Annotated in this window: 16 protein-coding genes; 10 read left to right on the top strand and 6 right to left on the bottom strand. The window is 61.5% G+C overall.

Annotated features, from left to right (window positions below; all coding sequences use genetic code 11):
• Nucleotides 1-18: 18 nt before the first annotated feature.
• Entirely contained in the window at nt 19-468 is a 450-nt protein-coding gene (locus tag IE188_RS08080; RefSeq protein ID WP_191285985.1) for a MarR family winged helix-turn-helix transcriptional regulator, read from the top strand.
• 89 nt (nt 469-557) lie between these two features.
• Nucleotides 558-1,733 carry an acetyl-CoA C-acyltransferase family protein gene (locus IE188_RS08075; protein ID WP_191285984.1) on the top strand — a complete coding sequence of 392 codons (1,176 nt, stop codon included), beginning with the start codon at nt 558-560 and terminating at the stop codon, nt 1,731-1,733.
• 47 nt (nt 1,734-1,780) lie between these two features.
• On the opposite strand, the gene hemC is transcribed toward IE188_RS08075, so the two are convergent.
• The gene (gene hemC, locus IE188_RS08070; protein WP_191285983.1) at nt 1,781-2,737 is read right to left on the bottom strand and encodes a hydroxymethylbilane synthase; all 957 of its coding nucleotides are present in this window, start codon (nt 2,735-2,737) and stop codon (nt 1,781-1,783) included.
• A 117-nt stretch (nt 2,738-2,854) separates the two neighbouring features.
• Between hemC and hemE the strand changes: the two genes are divergently transcribed.
• Together hemE and IE188_RS08060 are read left to right on the top strand one after the other, a co-directional pair.
• Nucleotides 2,855-3,889: a uroporphyrinogen decarboxylase gene (gene hemE / locus IE188_RS08065; protein WP_191285982.1), complete on the top strand. Its 1,035-nt coding sequence runs from the start codon at nt 2,855-2,857 to the stop codon at nt 3,887-3,889.
• 141 nt (nt 3,890-4,030) lie between these two features.
• Nucleotides 4,031-5,218 (top strand): MFS transporter, encoded by a 1,188-nt coding sequence (locus IE188_RS08060; RefSeq protein WP_191285981.1) that lies wholly within the window; start codon nt 4,031-4,033, stop codon nt 5,216-5,218.
• Here the strand turns inward: IE188_RS08060 and IE188_RS08055 are convergent.
• The gene (locus tag IE188_RS08055; RefSeq protein WP_191285980.1) at nt 5,215-6,501 is read right to left on the bottom strand and encodes a DEAD/DEAH box helicase; all 1,287 of its coding nucleotides are present in this window, start codon (nt 6,499-6,501) and stop codon (nt 5,215-5,217) included. The genes IE188_RS08060 and IE188_RS08055 overlap by 4 nt on opposite strands.
• A 384-nt stretch (nt 6,502-6,885) precedes the next feature.
• On the opposite strand from IE188_RS08055, the gene IE188_RS08050 reads away from it, so the two are divergent.
• A complete protein-coding gene (locus IE188_RS08050; RefSeq protein WP_191285979.1) occupies nt 6,886-7,908 on the top strand; it encodes an aspartate-semialdehyde dehydrogenase in 1,023 nt (340 codons plus the stop codon).
• Between the two features lie 62 nt (nt 7,909-7,970).
• On the opposite strand, the gene IE188_RS08045 is transcribed toward IE188_RS08050, so the two are convergent.
• From IE188_RS08045 to IE188_RS08035, 3 genes are all read right to left on the bottom strand, one after another.
• On the bottom strand, nt 7,971-8,507 hold the full coding sequence (locus IE188_RS08045; protein ID WP_191285978.1) for a flavodoxin domain-containing protein: 537 nt from the start codon (nt 8,505-8,507) through the stop codon (nt 7,971-7,973).
• 157 nt (nt 8,508-8,664) lie between these two features.
• Nucleotides 8,665-9,198: an SRPBCC family protein gene (locus IE188_RS08040; protein WP_191285977.1), complete on the bottom strand. Its 534-nt coding sequence runs from the start codon at nt 9,196-9,198 to the stop codon at nt 8,665-8,667.
• A 94-nt stretch (nt 9,199-9,292) separates the two neighbouring features.
• Nucleotides 9,293-9,940: a carbonic anhydrase gene (locus IE188_RS08035; protein WP_191285976.1), complete on the bottom strand. Its 648-nt coding sequence runs from the start codon at nt 9,938-9,940 to the stop codon at nt 9,293-9,295.
• A gap of 140 nt (nt 9,941-10,080) precedes the next feature.
• Between IE188_RS08035 and IE188_RS08030 the strand changes: the two genes are divergently transcribed.
• The 3 genes from IE188_RS08030 (at nt 10,081) to IE188_RS08020 (ending at nt 12,772) form a co-directional block, all read left to right on the top strand.
• Nucleotides 10,081-10,461, top strand: a complete 381-nt coding sequence (locus IE188_RS08030) for a hypothetical protein (RefSeq protein ID WP_191285975.1) — start codon at nt 10,081-10,083, stop codon at nt 10,459-10,461.
• Nucleotides 10,462-10,568: 107 nt separating this feature from the next.
• Entirely contained in the window at nt 10,569-11,951 is a 1,383-nt protein-coding gene (locus IE188_RS08025; RefSeq protein ID WP_191285974.1) for a leucyl aminopeptidase family protein, read from the top strand.
• The gene (locus tag IE188_RS08020) at nt 11,951-12,772 is read left to right on the top strand and encodes a C40 family peptidase (RefSeq protein ID WP_191285973.1); all 822 of its coding nucleotides are present in this window, start codon (nt 11,951-11,953) and stop codon (nt 12,770-12,772) included. Before IE188_RS08025 ends, IE188_RS08020 begins: the two co-directional genes overlap by 1 nt.
• A 3-nt stretch (nt 12,773-12,775) precedes the next feature.
• Here IE188_RS08020 and IE188_RS08015 read toward each other — a convergent pair whose 3' ends face one another.
• Nucleotides 12,776-13,117 (bottom strand): DUF2794 domain-containing protein, encoded by a 342-nt coding sequence (locus IE188_RS08015; RefSeq protein WP_191285972.1) that lies wholly within the window; start codon nt 13,115-13,117, stop codon nt 12,776-12,778.
• Between the two features lie 338 nt (nt 13,118-13,455).
• On the opposite strand from IE188_RS08015, the gene paaI reads away from it, so the two are divergent.
• Together paaI and paaK are read left to right on the top strand one after the other, a co-directional pair.
• A complete protein-coding gene (paaI, locus tag IE188_RS08010) occupies nt 13,456-13,887 on the top strand; it encodes a hydroxyphenylacetyl-CoA thioesterase PaaI (RefSeq protein WP_191285971.1) in 432 nt (143 codons plus the stop codon).
• 45 nt (nt 13,888-13,932) lie between these two features.
• The gene (paaK, locus tag IE188_RS08005; RefSeq protein ID WP_191285970.1) at nt 13,933-15,240 is read left to right on the top strand and encodes a phenylacetate--CoA ligase PaaK; all 1,308 of its coding nucleotides are present in this window, start codon (nt 13,933-13,935) and stop codon (nt 15,238-15,240) included.
• Nucleotide 15,241: the final 1 nt, after the last annotated feature.

The following is a 15,241-nucleotide window of genomic DNA, read 5'->3' as shown; positions in this document are numbered from 1 at the left end:
GAAACGAAAGGTGCGCGCGTGACCTCATTCAAGCTTGATGATTTCCTGCCCTATCAGTTGGCGGTGCTGTCCAGTCGTGTCAGCGACGGCTTTTCGCGGCATTACCGGAATGCCTATGGCATTTCGGTGTCGGAATGGCGTGTCGTGGCGCATCTGAGCCAGGCCGACAGCGTCAGCGTGCGCGAGATTCATCAGCGCGTCGACATGGACAAGCCCAAGGTCAGCCGCGCCGCCTCGCGACTTGAAGCGGCAGGTTATGTCACCAAAACGGTGAATCCGCAGGACCGGCGCCTTGTCGAACTGAGCCTGACACCCAAGGGGCGCGAGATGATCGAGGCTCTGACGCCCATCGCCCACCGCTACGAAGAACACCTGTCCCAACTTCTGGGTGCCGAAGACGCGCAGTTTCGCACCCGGGTGTCACAGCTTATCGCCGCGCTCGGCCCTGAAATCCGGAACGAGGACTGACCCGTCACCATTCTGACGGAGCGTTCAGGGCGACAAGCCCCCCGGAACGTGCAATTCTTTTTCCCGAACCAAACAAACGGGGGATTCTCATGTCCGATATCGTAATTCTTGGCGGCGCGCGCACCGCCATCGGCACGTTTGGCGGCAGTCTGGCCGCCGTCCCGCCCAGCACCCTGGGCGCGCATGTCACGCGCGAAGCGATGGTGCGGGCAGGCATTGAACCCGGCCAGATCGGCCATGTGGTCTTTGGTCATGTCATCAACACAGAACCGCGGGATATGTATCTGTCACGGGTCGCGATGATCGAAGCCGGTATTCCCGATACAACCCCCGCGATGAACGTGAACCGCCTGTGCGGGTCCGGGCTCCAGGCTGTGGTGTCTGTTGCGCAATCGTTGATGCTGGGGGACGCCGATTATGGTGTGGCCGGTGGTGCTGAAAGCATGAGCCGCGCGCCCTATATCCTGCCGCAGGCCCGATGGGGCCAGAAAATGGGCGACACCGGCGCGCAGGACATGATGCTGGGCGCGCTGAACTGCCCCTTCGGCACCGGGCATATGGGCGTGACAGCTGAAAATGTCGCCGCCGAGAATGGGGTCAGCCGTGAAGATCAGGATGCCTTTGCGCTGGAAAGCCAGAAACGCGCCGCCGCCGCCATCGAAGCCGGGCATTTCGACAGCCAGATCGTGCCCGTCGAGGTCAAGCAGCGCCGCGAGACGGTCGAGTTTGCCCGCGACGAACATCCCAAACCCACCACCGCCGAGGCGCTGGCAGGTCTGCGCACCGTGTTCCAGAAAGATGGCACCGTTACGGCGGGCAACGCATCGGGCATCAATGACGGCGCGGCGGCGTTGGTGCTGGCGCGCGCCGACACGGCAGAAAGCGCGGGGTTGAAACCCATGGCGCGCATCATCGGCTATGGCCATGCCGGCGTGCGGCCCGAGGTGATGGGCATCGGCCCCGTGCCTGCGGTTGAAAACCTGCTGGCGAAAACCGGACTGAGTGTCGCCGATTTCGACGTGATTGAATCAAACGAAGCCTTCGCCGCCCAGGCCATTGCGGTGAACAAGGGCTTGGGGCTGGACCCGGCCCGCGTGAACCCCAATGGCGGCGCGATTGCTCTTGGGCACCCGGTGGGCGCGACCGGCGCGATCATCACAATCAAGGCGCTGTATGAATTGGAGCGAATCGGCGGTTCAAAAGCCCTGATCACCATGTGCATCGGCGGCGGTCAGGGAATCGCACTGGCGATCGAACGCCTGTAAGACGTCCCGCGAAGCAGAAAGGCCCGGTCGTTGTGCCGGGCCTGTTCTTACTTCCAGTCAAAAAAATCGTCATCGACGCGGGACAGAAGCTCGCGCGCCAACGCCCGACCCATCTCGGGCCCATCGGCAATGGGGCCAGAGACCTGCCCGGCTTCCGATTGTGACCCATCGGTGCGCAAGATTTCACCGCGCAGGGTCAGCGTGCCGCCGTCCAGTGTCGCAAGGGCCGCGATGGGCGTTTCACACGACCCGTCAAGTGCCGCAAGAAAGGCGCGTTCGGCCGCCAGACGCTGCCCGGTCGGGGTGTCGTGGATCGCATCCAGCATCTCTTTTGCGCGCATGTCGTCGGCGCGCCGTTCGATCCCGATGGCGCCTTGGGCAACGGCGTTCAACATATCCTCGGTCGGGATGGGGGTCTTGGGCACGTCGTCCATGCCCAGCCGGTTCAGGCCGGCCATGGCAAGGAATGTGGCTTCGGCCACGCCATCATGCAGCTTCTTCAAACGGGTCTGAACGTTGCCGCGAAACTCGACCACCTGAAGATCAGGGCGGCGGTTCAGAAGCTGCGATTTGCGGCGCAGCGACGAGGTGCCGACCACCGCGCCCTTGGGCAGTTCGGCAATCGAAGAGTATTTGACCGACACGAACGCGTCGCGCGTATCTTCACGCGGCAGGTTGCAATCCAGCACAAGCCCGTCAGGCTGTGCGGTCGGCATGTCCTTCATCGAATGCACCGCGATGTCGATGCGACCGTCCAGCATCGCCTCTTCAATTTCTTTGGTGAACAGGCCCTTGTTGCCGATTTCCTTCAACGCGCGGTCGGCGGCGATCATCGCGCGGTCGTCGCCCGTGGTGTGGATGACCACCACCTCGAACGCCGCTTCAGGCAGATCGAAGGCAGCCATCAGGCGGCGGCGCGTTTCATGCGCCTGCGCCAGAGCCAGCGGGCTGCCACGGGTGCCGATTTTCAAGGGGGCGTCGGGGGTCGGATATGCATGTGTCATGCCACTCGTTTACGCCGGAAGATCGGGGCTGTCCATGCCTGCGGCACCCCGTGCGCTTGACATCCTGTCGCGTGTGAGGGACGACGCTTGAAACGCCGACAGGAAAGGCCCGCCATCATGACCCAGCAAAAGACAATCCTACGCGCACTTGCGGGCGAAACGCTGCCCACCCCTCCGATCTGGATGATGCGTCAAGCCGGGCGCTATCTGCCTGAATATCGCGCCACGCGGGCCGAGGCCGGGGATTTCCTGAAGCTGTGCTACAACCCTGAATTGGCCGCCGAGGTGACATTGCAGCCGATCCGCCGTTATGGGTTTGATGCGGCGATCCTGTTTGCTGACATTCTGCTTGTGCCGCAGGCGTTGGGGTCTGATCTGTGGTTCGTCACCGGCGAGGGCCCGCGCCTGTCCACGATCACCGAGCAATCGGATTTCGACAAGCTGGTCGGCAAGGATGACATTCACGAAACGCTGAACCCGATCTATGAAACGGTCCGTATCCTGCGCCGCGAACTGCCGGACGAGACCACGCTGATCGGATTTGCAGGGATGCCGTGGACCGTCGCGACCTATATGATCGCGGGACAGGGCACCAAGGATCAGGGACCAGCCCACGCGCTGAAGGCCGAGAACCGGCCGTTGTTCGAGGCTGTGATGGATCGCCTGACCGAGGCGACCATCGAATACCTCTCCAAGCAGATCGAGGCCGGGGCCGAGGTGGTGAAGCTGTTCGACAGTTGGGCCGGGTCGCTGAACGGCGAGGATTTCCAGAAATATGCGGTTGAGCCAGCCCGCGTCATCACGCAGGCCCTGAAAGAGCGGCATCCCGGCATCCCGGTGATCGGCTTCCCACGTGAGGCCGGCGACGGTTACATCGGTTTTGCCAAGGCCACCGGGGTTGATTGCGTGGCACTGGACAATTCGGTCAGCCCGGACTGGGCGGCCAAGCATGTGCAGGTTGATGGCTGTGTGCAGGGCAACCTTGCCTCAAGCCATATGGTGACGGGTGGTCAGGCGCTGGTGGACGAGACACGCAAGGTTGTCGAGGCGTTCAAAAACGGCCCGCATATCTTCAATCTGGGTCACGGGATCACGCCGGATGCGGACCCCGACAATGTGCAGTTGATGATCGACACGGTGCGGGGCGGCTGACGCCGCTGGGGGCGTTGCCCCCGTGTGAAAGCCTTGCGGCTTCCCCCCTCCCCCAGGATATTTTGGGCCAGAAGAAGCGGGCGGGCTTGTCAAGTTGGGCAGGCTCGTGTCTTCTGCGCGGGTTGTTGAAAGGAGCCGGGAATGCGGCTGGGGATTGCCACGCTGATCATCGCCTATGTGCTGAGCCAGTTTTATCGCGCTTTCCTGGCGGTGATGACGCCTGCGTTGAAGGCTGACTTGGGCGCAACGCCGGAGGATTTGGCGCAAGCATCCGGGGCGTGGTTTCTGGTGTTTGCGCTGATGCAGATCCCGGTGGGTTGGGGGTTGGACAATATCGGGCCACGCAAGGTGGCCGCGGCGCTTTTGGCGCTTGGCGGGGCGGGCGGGGCGGCGGTGTTTGCCATGGCCTCGACCCCGGATCACGTTCTTTATGCGATGGTGCTGATTGGTATCGGCTGTTCGCCGGTCTTGATGGCCAGCTATTTCATCTTTGCGCGCATGTATTCGCCTGCGGTGTTTGGCACGCTGGCGGGCATGGTGATTGGCATCGGCTCGCTTGGCAACTTGGCGGGGGCGTTGCCGCTTGCGCTGGCGGTTGAGCAGTTCGGCTGGCGGGCGTGTCTTTGGGTGCTGTCGGTGGTGACGCTGGTGGTGGCGGCCCTGATCATGTTGGCGGTGGACAATCCCCCCCGGCTGGAACGCCAGGCCGATGCGCCCAAAGGGTCGGTTCTGGACCTTTTGAAGATCCCCGCATTATGGGCGATCTTTCCCATCATGTTTGTGAACTACGCCGCAGCGGCAGGGTTGCGCGGCAGTTGGGCTGGCCCTTATCTGCGCGATGTCTATGGGTTGGACACCACCGGCATTGGCTGGGCCACCATGGCGATTGCGCTGGCGATGGTGATTGGCAGTTTCGCCTACGGCCCGATGGACCGGATCTTTGGCACCCGCAAATGGGTGGTGTTTTCCGGCAACCTTCTGGCGACCGGGCTGGTATTTCTGCTTTGGGCAGCCCCTGATGCGGGCGTCTGGCCGGTGTCGCTGACGATGGCCGCAATCGGGTTGCTGGGGGCAAGCTATCCCCTGATCATGGCGCACGCGCGCAGTTTCTTCCCGCCGCATTTGATCGGGCGAGGCGTCACGTTGATGAATATGTTCGGGATCGGCGGGGTCGGGTTGTTTCAATATGCTTCAGCCAGCGTGTTTCGCGCCGCGCAAGGGCCTAGTGTGGCGGTCACGGCCCCGTATCAGGCCGTGTTCCTGTTTTTCGCGATACCGGGATTGATCGGCTGCCTGCTGTATCTGCTAAGCACCGACCGCACGGATTAGGCGCTTTTGCGGCGACGGCGGCGGCGTCTGGCCGGGGCTGCGTCTGCACGCGGTTTCGGCGCAGCCGCCCCGCCTGCGCGCGGCTTGCGCCCTGCACCACCACGACGACCACCGCCGCCACCCTGATTGCGGGTGGGACGCTTTTCTTCTGCGGGACGGGTGCCGCCAAGGATCGGGATCTCGATCTTCATGACTTTTTCAATGTCGCGCAGAAGGCCAAGCTCGACCCCCGAGACGAAGGAAATCGCATCGCCATCAGCGCCTGCCCGTGCCGTGCGGCCGATACGGTGCACGTAGTTGTCGGCCACTTCCGGCAGGTCGAAATTATAGACGTGGCTGACGCCCGGAATGTCGATACCACGCGCGGCAACATCGGTCGCGACCAGCACGCGGGCTTCACCCGACCGGAACGCCGCCAACGCGCGGTCACGTTGGCCCTGGCTCTTGTTTCCGTGGATGGACACCGCCTTGAACCCTTCGGCCACCAGTTGCTTCATCAGCTTTTCGGCCCCGTGTTTGGTGCGTGAAAACACCAGCGACAGTGCGTCTTTGTCATGTCCAAGGAGATCAATCAGCAGCATAATTTTCTCGTTCCGGCCGGGAACATAGTAAAGCCCCTGCGTCACCTTGTCGGCGGCCTTGCCCGGAGGTGTCACCTGCACCTTAGCCGGGTCGGTCAGATAGGCGCGGGACAATTCCTCCATCTGTTTCGGCATGGTGGCCGAGAACAGCATGGTCTGGCGCGGGGTGCCCAGTTCTGGCGCGATCCGACGCAGGGCATGGATGAACCCCATGTCGAGCATCTGATCCGCCTCGTCCAGCACAAGGAAGGTCGCGGTATCAAGGCGGATGGCTTTGCGGTCCAACAGGTCAATCAGACGGCCCGGCGTGGCAACAAGAATGTCGATGCCCGGGGCCAGCATGCTGATCTGCTTGTTGATCGACATGCCGCCGACCACGGTGCGCACTTTCAGATGCGTGCCCTGCACATAGGCGCGCAGGTTCTCGGCGATCTGGTTCACCAGCTCACGGGTCGGCGCGAGGATCAGCGCCTTCACCGATTTCGGCTGACGTTTGTCATGGTTGCGCAAAAGTTGGTGGATCAGGGGCAGGCCAAAGGCCGCCGTCTTGCCCGTGCCGGTCTGGGCCAGACCCATCACATCGCGACCGTCCAGTACCAGCGGAATGGCTTTGATTTGGATCGGGGTCGGCGTTTCATATCCGGCTTCGGTCACGGTCGTGACCAGCTTCGGGTCAAGCCCGAGCTCTGCAAATTGTGTCATAGTCGTCTTTCTGGCATGCACATCGGCACGCCGCTGTCACACGGGTGGGGCTTTATGCCCATCGCATCGGTTGCGGCCAATACTCGCGCCGGGCCGAGTGCCCTGAGCGCCGAATGGCCGTCAGAACCCCGCGTGATTTGGGAACTTGTTGAAAAGGGCGCATTGCCCGACCTCTGTCTGCCTCGTGTATTTGGGCGGGTCGCTCACGCGTCGACCGGACAGATTGCGCCCGTATCACAGCGAAAAGCACACAAGTCAACGACAAAACATGGCAGATCGCGCGTATGACGCTTTCGCAGGCGCGGCAATTGCGCTATGGACGCCCTCGGTCTGACCAGATTCACAAGGGGTCTGGCGCGACTGAGAGACATATAGGAGGCCGTGATGGGCTATAAAATCGCTGTCGTTGGCGCCACGGGGAACGTGGGCCGCGAGATGCTGAACATTCTGGCAGAACGCCAGTTTCCCGTGGACGAGATTGTCGCGCTTGCGTCGCGCCGTTCCCTCGGCACCGAGGTCAGCTTTGGCGATACCACCCTGACCACCAAGGATCTGGATGCGTTTGACTTTACCGGTTGGGACATGGCGCTGTTCGCCGTCGGGTCCGAGGCTACCAAGCAATACGCGCCCAAAGCGGCCGCGGCTGGCTGTGTCGTGATCGACAACTCGTCGCTTTATCGATACGACGCGGATATTCCGCTGATCGTGCCCGAGGTGAACCCGCAGGCGATCCACGATTACGCAAAGAAGAACATCATCGCCAACCCCAACTGTTCAACCGCGCAAATGGTTGTGGCGCTGAAGCCTTTGCATGACCGCGCGAAAATCAAGCGCGTCGTGGTGTCGACCTATCAGTCGGTGTCGGGCTCGGGCAAAGACGCGATTGATGAGCTGTGGAATCAGACCAAGGGCATGTATGTGCCGGGTCAGGAAGTCGACCCGAAGGTCTATACCAAGCAGATCGCCTTCAACGTCATTCCGCATATCGACGTGTTCATGGATTCAGGCGACACCAAGGAAGAGTGGAAGATGATCGCCGAGACGAAAAAGATCGTCGATCCGTCGATCAAGGTCACGGCAACCTGCGTGCGCGTGCCGGTGTTCGTGGGCCACTCGGAATCGGTGAACATCGAGACCGAAGAGTTTCTGGACGAGGACGAAGCCCGCGACATTCTGCGCCAAGCCCCCGGTATTCTGGTCGTCGACAAGCGCGAGGATGGCGGATACGTCACTCCGGTGGAATGCGTGGGCGATTTCGCCACCTTTATCAGTCGGATCCGTCAGGACGTGACCGTCGACAACGGCCTGAACTTCTGGTGCGTGTCCGACAACCTGCGCAAGGGGGCGGCCCTGAACGCGGTGCAGATCGCCGAGCTTCTGGGTCGTGAGGTTCTGAAAAAGGGCTGATCCCGTGTCACCCTAATGCAAAGCCCCCGCATTGCCGGGGGCTTTGTCGTCTGCCGGGGCAGTCAGCCTGAAAGCGCGGCCAGCCAGCTGTCCACCTCGGCACCCAGGGCGGCCCAGTCCGTATATTCGTGGTCGAAGCTCAGATCCTTGTCGGGATCCTTCTGCGCAATGACACGCCGCATGACAAAGCGTTGAAACATATCGTATTTCGATGGCTTATATGCCCCGGCCACATGCACCAGCCGGTCGGGGGACCAGCCGGTCGCCGCCTGAAACACTTCGGTGGTCCGTTCCAGTCCGCCCCAGTCTTCGGCGTCATGACCCGCCGCGGCCAGCGACACGGACAGAAACAACGTGGGCTGTTTCGACAACCGCATTGCCGACCGGTGCGCGAATTCGGTAAGTTCCGACTGGTAATTGCCCAGATGGATCGAGGCGGCCAGAATGACTCCGTCAAATCGCGCCAGCTTGATGCCCTCCAGCTCTGACAGCGGTGCAAGCTCTACGGTATGGCCCTGATCAAAGATGCGATCCGCGACCCATCGGGCGATCTTTCTGGTTTGGCCTTCCGTGGTTGCGTAAGCGATCAGGATTTTCATGGCGACCTCCGTTTTCCAGCATCAGCACAAGGCAGGTGGCATCTGTCAACATGAGGCATTGGCACCCACCTGCCCGATTTGCACAAGCAAGCCATGCCAAGTCCGGTCGCGCCATGACGCGCATCAACTCCCGGACCGTTTCGCAACAGACCTGACGCTAACCGCCTTCGACCAGTGCCTTCAAATTCGCCAAACCCTTTTCGTAATCCGCACCGATCCAGCCATCGAACATCAGACCCATCCAGCGCGCAATCGGATTCATGCCCAGATCGGTTTCAAACCCCCAGGCCACCAATGTACCACCGTCCGCCGGGGCAAGATCGAAATAGGCATTGGCAAGCCCCTGCGGCCCGAAATCCAGCGCGGTGTCCACCCGTTCGTTTGGCGTGCTGGCGATGATCACCTGAATGCCGGTGCCCACACTTGGGTCGTCCGACGTCCAGCGCAATGTGTTGCCGACACCTTCCTCGGGCCCTTCGTAGGTCAAGACCACATCAGGATCGCGCGACAGCCAGGGCGACCATGCTTCGGTCGCCTGCATCGAATTCACATATGGAAAGATCTCTTCGGTCGGAGCGGCAATCAGCGTGGATCGGCTGACAGACACATCGGATGGCAAAAGGAAAGCAATGGCGATCATGGCAACCACCACGATCGCAAACCCTTTCAGCAAGCCAAAAATCAATTTCATGCAAAAACCCTTCGTTCAATGAACGCAGGATAGCACAAATCAGAACCAAACGCGATTTCAGCCGCGCGATGGCGCAAAAGCCCAACGGAACCGATCAGACAGGCCGGAATGCTTTGCTCTTTGCGTCGTAGTATTCCAATCCACCTTCGCCGATGTCGTTCCAGACACCGTGCAGGGTCAGCTTGTCCTGATCTACCGCTTCCTGAACGAAGGGAAAGGTCAACAGATTTTCAAGCGAGACCTTCACCGCCTCTTTCTCAAGCGTGGCGCTGTCGATATCGGCGTCGTTGCCGCCAAGGCGCTCATATCCCGGTTTCAAGAGGTCGATCCAGCGCCCGACAAACGAGGTTTTTTCAGCCAGCTCTGGCGCGCGACCGAGGCAGCGTTCGTGAAACCCTTTCACGCCGCCGCAACTGGAATGGCCCAGCACGATCAGATGCGCAACCTTCAGGGCGGTCACCGCATACTCGATCGCTGCCGAGGTGCCGTGATAATCGCCATCCGGTGCGAAGGGGGGAACAAGGTTTGCAATGTTGCGGTGGATAAAGAATTCGCCCTGATCCGCACCGAAAATTGAAGTGACATGCACTCGCGAATCGCAACAGGAAATCACCATGGCACGCGGATGCTGACCCAATTCGGCCAGGCGCCGATACCACGATTGATTGTCCGCGTATCCGGTGGCTTTCCAGCCCTGATAGCGATGCACAAGATAAGATGGCAGCGGTTGCGCTCGTTCCATGGAATCCTCCCGTTCAGCTTCCTTCGTATGTAGGTCGCAATCGCATGAAATTCGAGGAAATTTTGCCGTATCGGTATACGATTTCTTGAGGTCGTTACGTCACGATCACCACGAGAGGGAAAATATCTAGGGGTGAACAGGTGACTGTCGTTGTTAAGTTGAGCCACAGGGAAACCGTGCGGCTAGATCGCGCACAGCTGGAACGCATGTATGTCCAATGGGGGCCGGTGCGCGCCGATAAAGAGGTCAATCAGGCGCTGGAGGATCTGGCGATCGGAATGGCCGAGGTTCAGAAATCTCACCGTCAGCGGCGAAGCGACGATCTGCGCGAGCAGGTGCGAAACCTGATCGCGATTGCCAACAAGATCGGCATGACCAGCCTGGGGCGGGTAGCCCGCGATGTGCTGGATTTGTCTGACGGCACGGACGAACCGGCCTTCCACGCGACCGTTGCGCGGCTGGGGCGGATTGGTGAACGCAGCCTGATCGCGGTGTGGGATATTCAGGATATGTCGATCTGATCAGGGGGAAGGCGGGCTTCGGCGAAACCAGGCCGGCCCGCGCCTTTGCCTTGCGGCGCGGCGCTGTGGCGTTAAGTTGTGATCGACTCACTATAGCCGAGGCCAAGATGACCCTGACATTCGCCACCGAAACCCCAGACGCCATCCCGCTGATCGTCATCGAAAAAGGTGATGAAACGGTGATGGAAGCCCTGCCGGAGCCAGCACGTGCCTGGGCGCGCGCCAATGGTTTTCAAGGCACGCTTGGCGAGGTTCTGGTAGTCCCGGACGAAGGCGGGATGCCTGCGTTGGCGTTGGTCGGCAATGGCGACGATACCGCCCGCGCCCGCAACCGCTTTGGCATGGCGGCGGCGCGCATGAAGCTGCCCAAGGGCACCTATCGCCTGCAACACGCGCTGGAGCCGACCGCATTGGAAGAAGCGGCGCTTGGCTGGTTGCTGGAAGGCTATCGGTTCGACCGCTACGCTGATCAGAAGCGGCCTGAAGCGATGATCGTCGCGCCTGACGGCATTGATGCGGGGCGTCTTGAGGTCATTGCGGCGGGCGAAGCCCTGACCCGCGACCTGATCAACACCCCGACCGAGGATATGGGGCCGGACCAACTGGAACAGGCGATTGCCAAGCTGGCCGAAGATCACGGTGCCAAAATCTCGGTCACCAAGGGCGATGCGCTGCTCACGGACAGTTTTCCGATGATCCACGCCGTCGGTCGCGCGGCGGACCGTGCGCCCCGACTGATCGACCTGCGTTGGGGCGATGCCGGTCCAAAACTGACGCTGGTTGGCAAGGGCGTGTGCTTTGACACCGGCGGGCTGAACCTGAAACCGGGCGCTTCGATGGGCCTGATGAAAAAGGACATGGGCGGGGCGGCCACCGTGCTCGGGCTTGCGCAGATGATCATGGCGCTTGGGGTGAAGGTGCAACTGCGGGTTCTGATCCCGGCGGTGGAAAATGCCGTGTCTGGCAATGCCTTTCGCCCCGGCGACATCCTGACCTCGCGCAAGGGGCTGACGGTCGAGGTGAACAACACCGACGCCGAAGGACGCCTTGTGCTGGCCGATGCGCTGGCTTTGGCGGACGAGGATACGCCTGACCTGATCGTTTCGATGGCCACGTTGACCGGGGCTGCGCGGGTGGCGGTCGGCCCGGACCTGTCGCCGTTCTATGCGACCATGCCCAGCGATGCCGACGCCCTGCGCAAAGGGGCGAACTCCGCCGCTGATCCGGTTTGGGAACTGCCGCTATGGGCGCCCTATGAAACCATGATCGAACCGGGCATTGCCGATCTGGACAACGCGCCCAAGGGGGGCTTTGCCGGCTCGATCACGGCCGCGCTGTTCCTCAAGCGGTTTGTCACCGACACGCCGCGATATATGCATTTCGACATCTATGGCTGGAACCCCAACGCCGCTCCGGCCCGTCCGAAAGGCGGCGTCGGCATGGGTGCACGGGCGCTGCTGGCCGCCCTGCCCGAGATGCTGAACCTGTGATGGACCCGCGCCTGACTCCCGCCAACACCCGCATCGCGCATGACAGCCTGCGCGGCAAGGTCGATGCGCCCGCCTTCACGCGCGGTACATGGCGTCGCGTCGCCGACGGCGTTGTCGACATCCTCAAATTCCCCGATGGTCCCCGCAACCGACAAGCCCTGATGGGCGAACGTGTGCTGCAACTTGAGGATCACGAGGGTTTTGCCTTTGTGCAGGCGGGAAAGGATGGCTATGTGGGTTATATCGCTTCGGCGCAGCTGACGGACGATGCGCAGGCGACTCATTGGGTTTGCACACCGGGCACCCATCTTTACCCCGCCCCCGACATGAAACAACGTGAACTTGCCGCATTGTCCTTCGGCGCGCGCGTGACGGTTGTGGGCACGGTCAACCAGTATTCGGAAACCGATACCGGAGGCTTCGTGCCGACCGTTCATCTTGCCCCCGTCGGGGCGACAAATGACGATGTGGTTGCCAATGCCGCGCTGTTTCTGGGCACGCCGTATCTTTGGGGCGGCAACTCGCGCGCGGGCATCGACTGTTCAGGGCTGGTGCAGGCGGCGCTTCTGGCTGCTGGCCACGACTGCCCCGGCGACAGCGACATGCAGGAAACCCTGGGACACGCGCTTGATGACACAGCACCGCTGGAGCGTGGCGACCTTCTGTTCTGGAAGGGGCATGTGGCGCTGGTGGTGGACCCGACGCAGATGATCCACGCCAACGCCTTTCACATGGCGGTCGCCTATGAAGGGATCAATGAAGCGATCACCCGAATCGAGGCCCAGGGCGATGGGCCTGTTGTCGCGCGCCGTCGGCTTTAAGGCCTATTCGACCGCGCGGATCAGCTTGCGTTCCAGCACACGCAGCACCGCGCGCAGGTCACTGCCGCGCTTCAAAATGCGTCCGTCCATGCCGATCACTGCGTATTGCCCCTGCCGATTGCGCAGCTTGGGGCGCTTTTCGATCCGGTACAGCGGCGTTTCCGCGGTGCGCCGAAAGACCGAAAAAACCGCAACCTCGCGCAGGAAACTCATGCCGTAGTCGCGCCATTCACCGGCGGCAACCATGCGACCGTAAAGACCCATGATGGTGCCTAACTCTCTGCGATCAAAGACAACTTGATCGACGGGCTGGCCTTGCCCCGGAAAGGGCGTCAGGTTTGGCATGTTCATGACCTCAGCTTGCCGTTCAATGGCAAACAAATCAATCCCTGCCCAGAATTGGTCGCGATATCGTGCAGAAGTTACCACAACGCTTCCTTGTTGACGCCCCGTTAACCCCGCATGGATAGGGGCGTAGAGAGAGCGAAAGCTCATCCCGGTGCCGCGGAAACAGCCCCCACCCAGTTTGCGGCATCGGGCCTACGTCTTCGGTATCTTCTGATCATTTGCCTCTGCCGTGGGGTTCGTGCGCCTGCGCCGTGGGGTCCTGCTCTGTCAGCGCAAAACACTATTGACCGCACGGTCAGCTTTGTGCATCCTCAAACAAATACGTTGGGGGGACCATGACGCCACAGGACCGTGCCGAGCGCGCAGCGCAAATGATGTGGGACGACGATCCGGCCTCGCAAGGGCTGGGCATGTCGCTGGACATGATCGGGCCGGGACAGGCCGTCATGTCGATGACGGTGCGCCCCGATATGTCCAACGGGCATGGCATCTGTCACGGCGGTTTCATCTTCACCCTTGCCGACAGCGCCTTTGCCTTTGCCTGCAACAGCTACAACCACCGCGTGGTGGCCCAGCATAATTCGATCACCTATCTGGCACCCGGCAAGCTGGGGGAACGGCTGGTGGCCACAGCGTCCGAGGCCAGCCGCACCGGACGATCCGGCATTTACGACGTGACCGTCACCGGCGAAGACGGGCGCAGGGTCGCCCTGTTTCGTGGGCATTCACGCCAGATTTCCGGCACGCATTTCGACGAAACCGACTGAACCCGACTGACATGGGGCGGGGCTTATCCCCGCCGGAGGAGAGACATGAAAGACCTGACGCCCCGCAAGGAAGATCTGGACCCGATCGAAATTGCATCCCGCGACGAAATTGCCGCGACCCAGTTTGAGCGCATGAAATGGTCGCTGAAACACGCCTATGACAACGTGCCGTTCTATCGCAAAAGCTTCGATGACGCGGGCGTTCACCCGGATGATCTGCACAGCCTGTCCGATCTGGCAAAGTTTCCGTTTACCGTAAAGCAGGACTTGCGCGACAATTATCCGTTCGGCCTGTTTGCCGTCCCGCGCGACCAGATCGCCCGCGTCCATGCAAGCTCGGGCACGACCGGACAGCCGACCGTGGTCGGATACACGAAGAACGATCTGAAAATGTGGTCGACCGTGGTGGCGCGGTGCATGCGCGCATCCGGCTTGCGGCGCGGGGACGTGCTGCACAACGCCTATGGCTACGGGCTGTTCACCGGCGGGCTCGGTGTGCATGGCGGGGCCGAGGAACTGGGCCTGACCGTGGTGCCCGTTTCGGGTGGTATGACCCAGCGCCAGGTGCGGTTGATCGAGGATTTCCGCGCCGACGGCATCACCGTGACGCCCTCATATGCGCTGTCCATTCTGGATGAATACGCCAAACAGGGCCGCGACCCGCGCAAAAGCCCCCTGAAGGTCGGGATTTTCGGGGCCGAGCCATGGACCAACAACATGCGCCGCGAAATCGAAGAGGCGTTCGACATGCATGCGGTCGACATCTATGGCCTGTCCGAAGTGATCGGGCCGGGGGTTGCCAATGAATGCGTTGAAACCAAGGACGGGCTGCATATCTGGGAGGATCACTTCTATCCCGAGATCATCAACCCCGACACCGGCGAGGTGGTCGAAGATGGAGAACTGGGCGAGTTGGTCTTTACCTCGCTGACCAAAGAAGGGTTCCCGATCATCCGCTATCGCACCCGCGACCTGACCCGCCTTTTGCCCGGCACCGCCCGGTCCATGCGGCGAATGGAAAAGATCACCGGGCGGTCGGATGACATGATCATCCTGCGCGGCGTGAATGTGTTCCCCACCCAGATCGAGGAACAGTTGATGGATGTCCCCGCGCTGTCCCCGCATTTCCAGATCGAATTGACCCGCCCCGCCCGAATGGACGAGATGCATGTGCATGTGGAAATGGCCGAAGGCTTGCCACAGGACGGTGCCGAAGCCGCCGCCCGCGCCCTGTCCGCCAAGATCAAGTCAAATGTCGGCATCAGTGCCAAGGTGCATGTGGCTCCGACCGGCAAGGTTGCGCGCAGCGAGGGGAAAGCGGTAAGGGTCGTGGACAAACGCCCGAAGGAGTGAC

Source organism: Aliiroseovarius zhejiangensis, assembly GCF_014656375.1.
GTDB classification, from domain to species: Bacteria; Pseudomonadota; Alphaproteobacteria; order Rhodobacterales; family Rhodobacteraceae; genus Aliiroseovarius; species Aliiroseovarius zhejiangensis.
This window is presented reverse-complemented; position numbering and strand designations above follow the sequence as displayed.

Coding starts and splice junctions, on each gene's coding strand:
- IE188_RS08075 (WP_191285984.1), top strand. CDS start 558: ATGTCCGATATCGTAATTCTTGGCGGCGCGCGCACCGCCATCGGCACG.
- hemC (WP_191285983.1), bottom strand. CDS start 2,737: ATGACACATGCATATCCGACCCCCGACGCCCCCTTGAAAATCGGCACC.
- hemE (WP_191285982.1), top strand. CDS start 2,855: ATGACCCAGCAAAAGACAATCCTACGCGCACTTGCGGGCGAAACGCTG.
- IE188_RS08060 (WP_191285981.1), top strand. CDS start 4,031: ATGCGGCTGGGGATTGCCACGCTGATCATCGCCTATGTGCTGAGCCAG.
- IE188_RS08055 (WP_191285980.1), bottom strand. CDS start 6,501: ATGACACAATTTGCAGAGCTCGGGCTTGACCCGAAGCTGGTCACGACC.
- IE188_RS08050 (WP_191285979.1), top strand. CDS start 6,886: ATGGGCTATAAAATCGCTGTCGTTGGCGCCACGGGGAACGTGGGCCGC.
- IE188_RS08045 (WP_191285978.1), bottom strand. CDS start 8,507: ATGAAAATCCTGATCGCTTACGCAACCACGGAAGGCCAAACCAGAAAG.
- IE188_RS08040 (WP_191285977.1), bottom strand. CDS start 9,198: ATGAAATTGATTTTTGGCTTGCTGAAAGGGTTTGCGATCGTGGTGGTT.
- IE188_RS08035 (WP_191285976.1), bottom strand. CDS start 9,940: ATGGAACGAGCGCAACCGCTGCCATCTTATCTTGTGCATCGCTATCAG.
- IE188_RS08025 (WP_191285974.1), top strand. CDS start 10,569: ATGACCCTGACATTCGCCACCGAAACCCCAGACGCCATCCCGCTGATC.
- IE188_RS08020 (WP_191285973.1), top strand. CDS start 11,951: ATGGACCCGCGCCTGACTCCCGCCAACACCCGCATCGCGCATGACAGC.
- IE188_RS08015 (WP_191285972.1), bottom strand. CDS start 13,117: ATGCCAAACCTGACGCCCTTTCCGGGGCAAGGCCAGCCCGTCGATCAA.
- paaI (WP_191285971.1), top strand. CDS start 13,456: ATGACGCCACAGGACCGTGCCGAGCGCGCAGCGCAAATGATGTGGGAC.
- paaK (WP_191285970.1), top strand. CDS start 13,933: ATGAAAGACCTGACGCCCCGCAAGGAAGATCTGGACCCGATCGAAATT.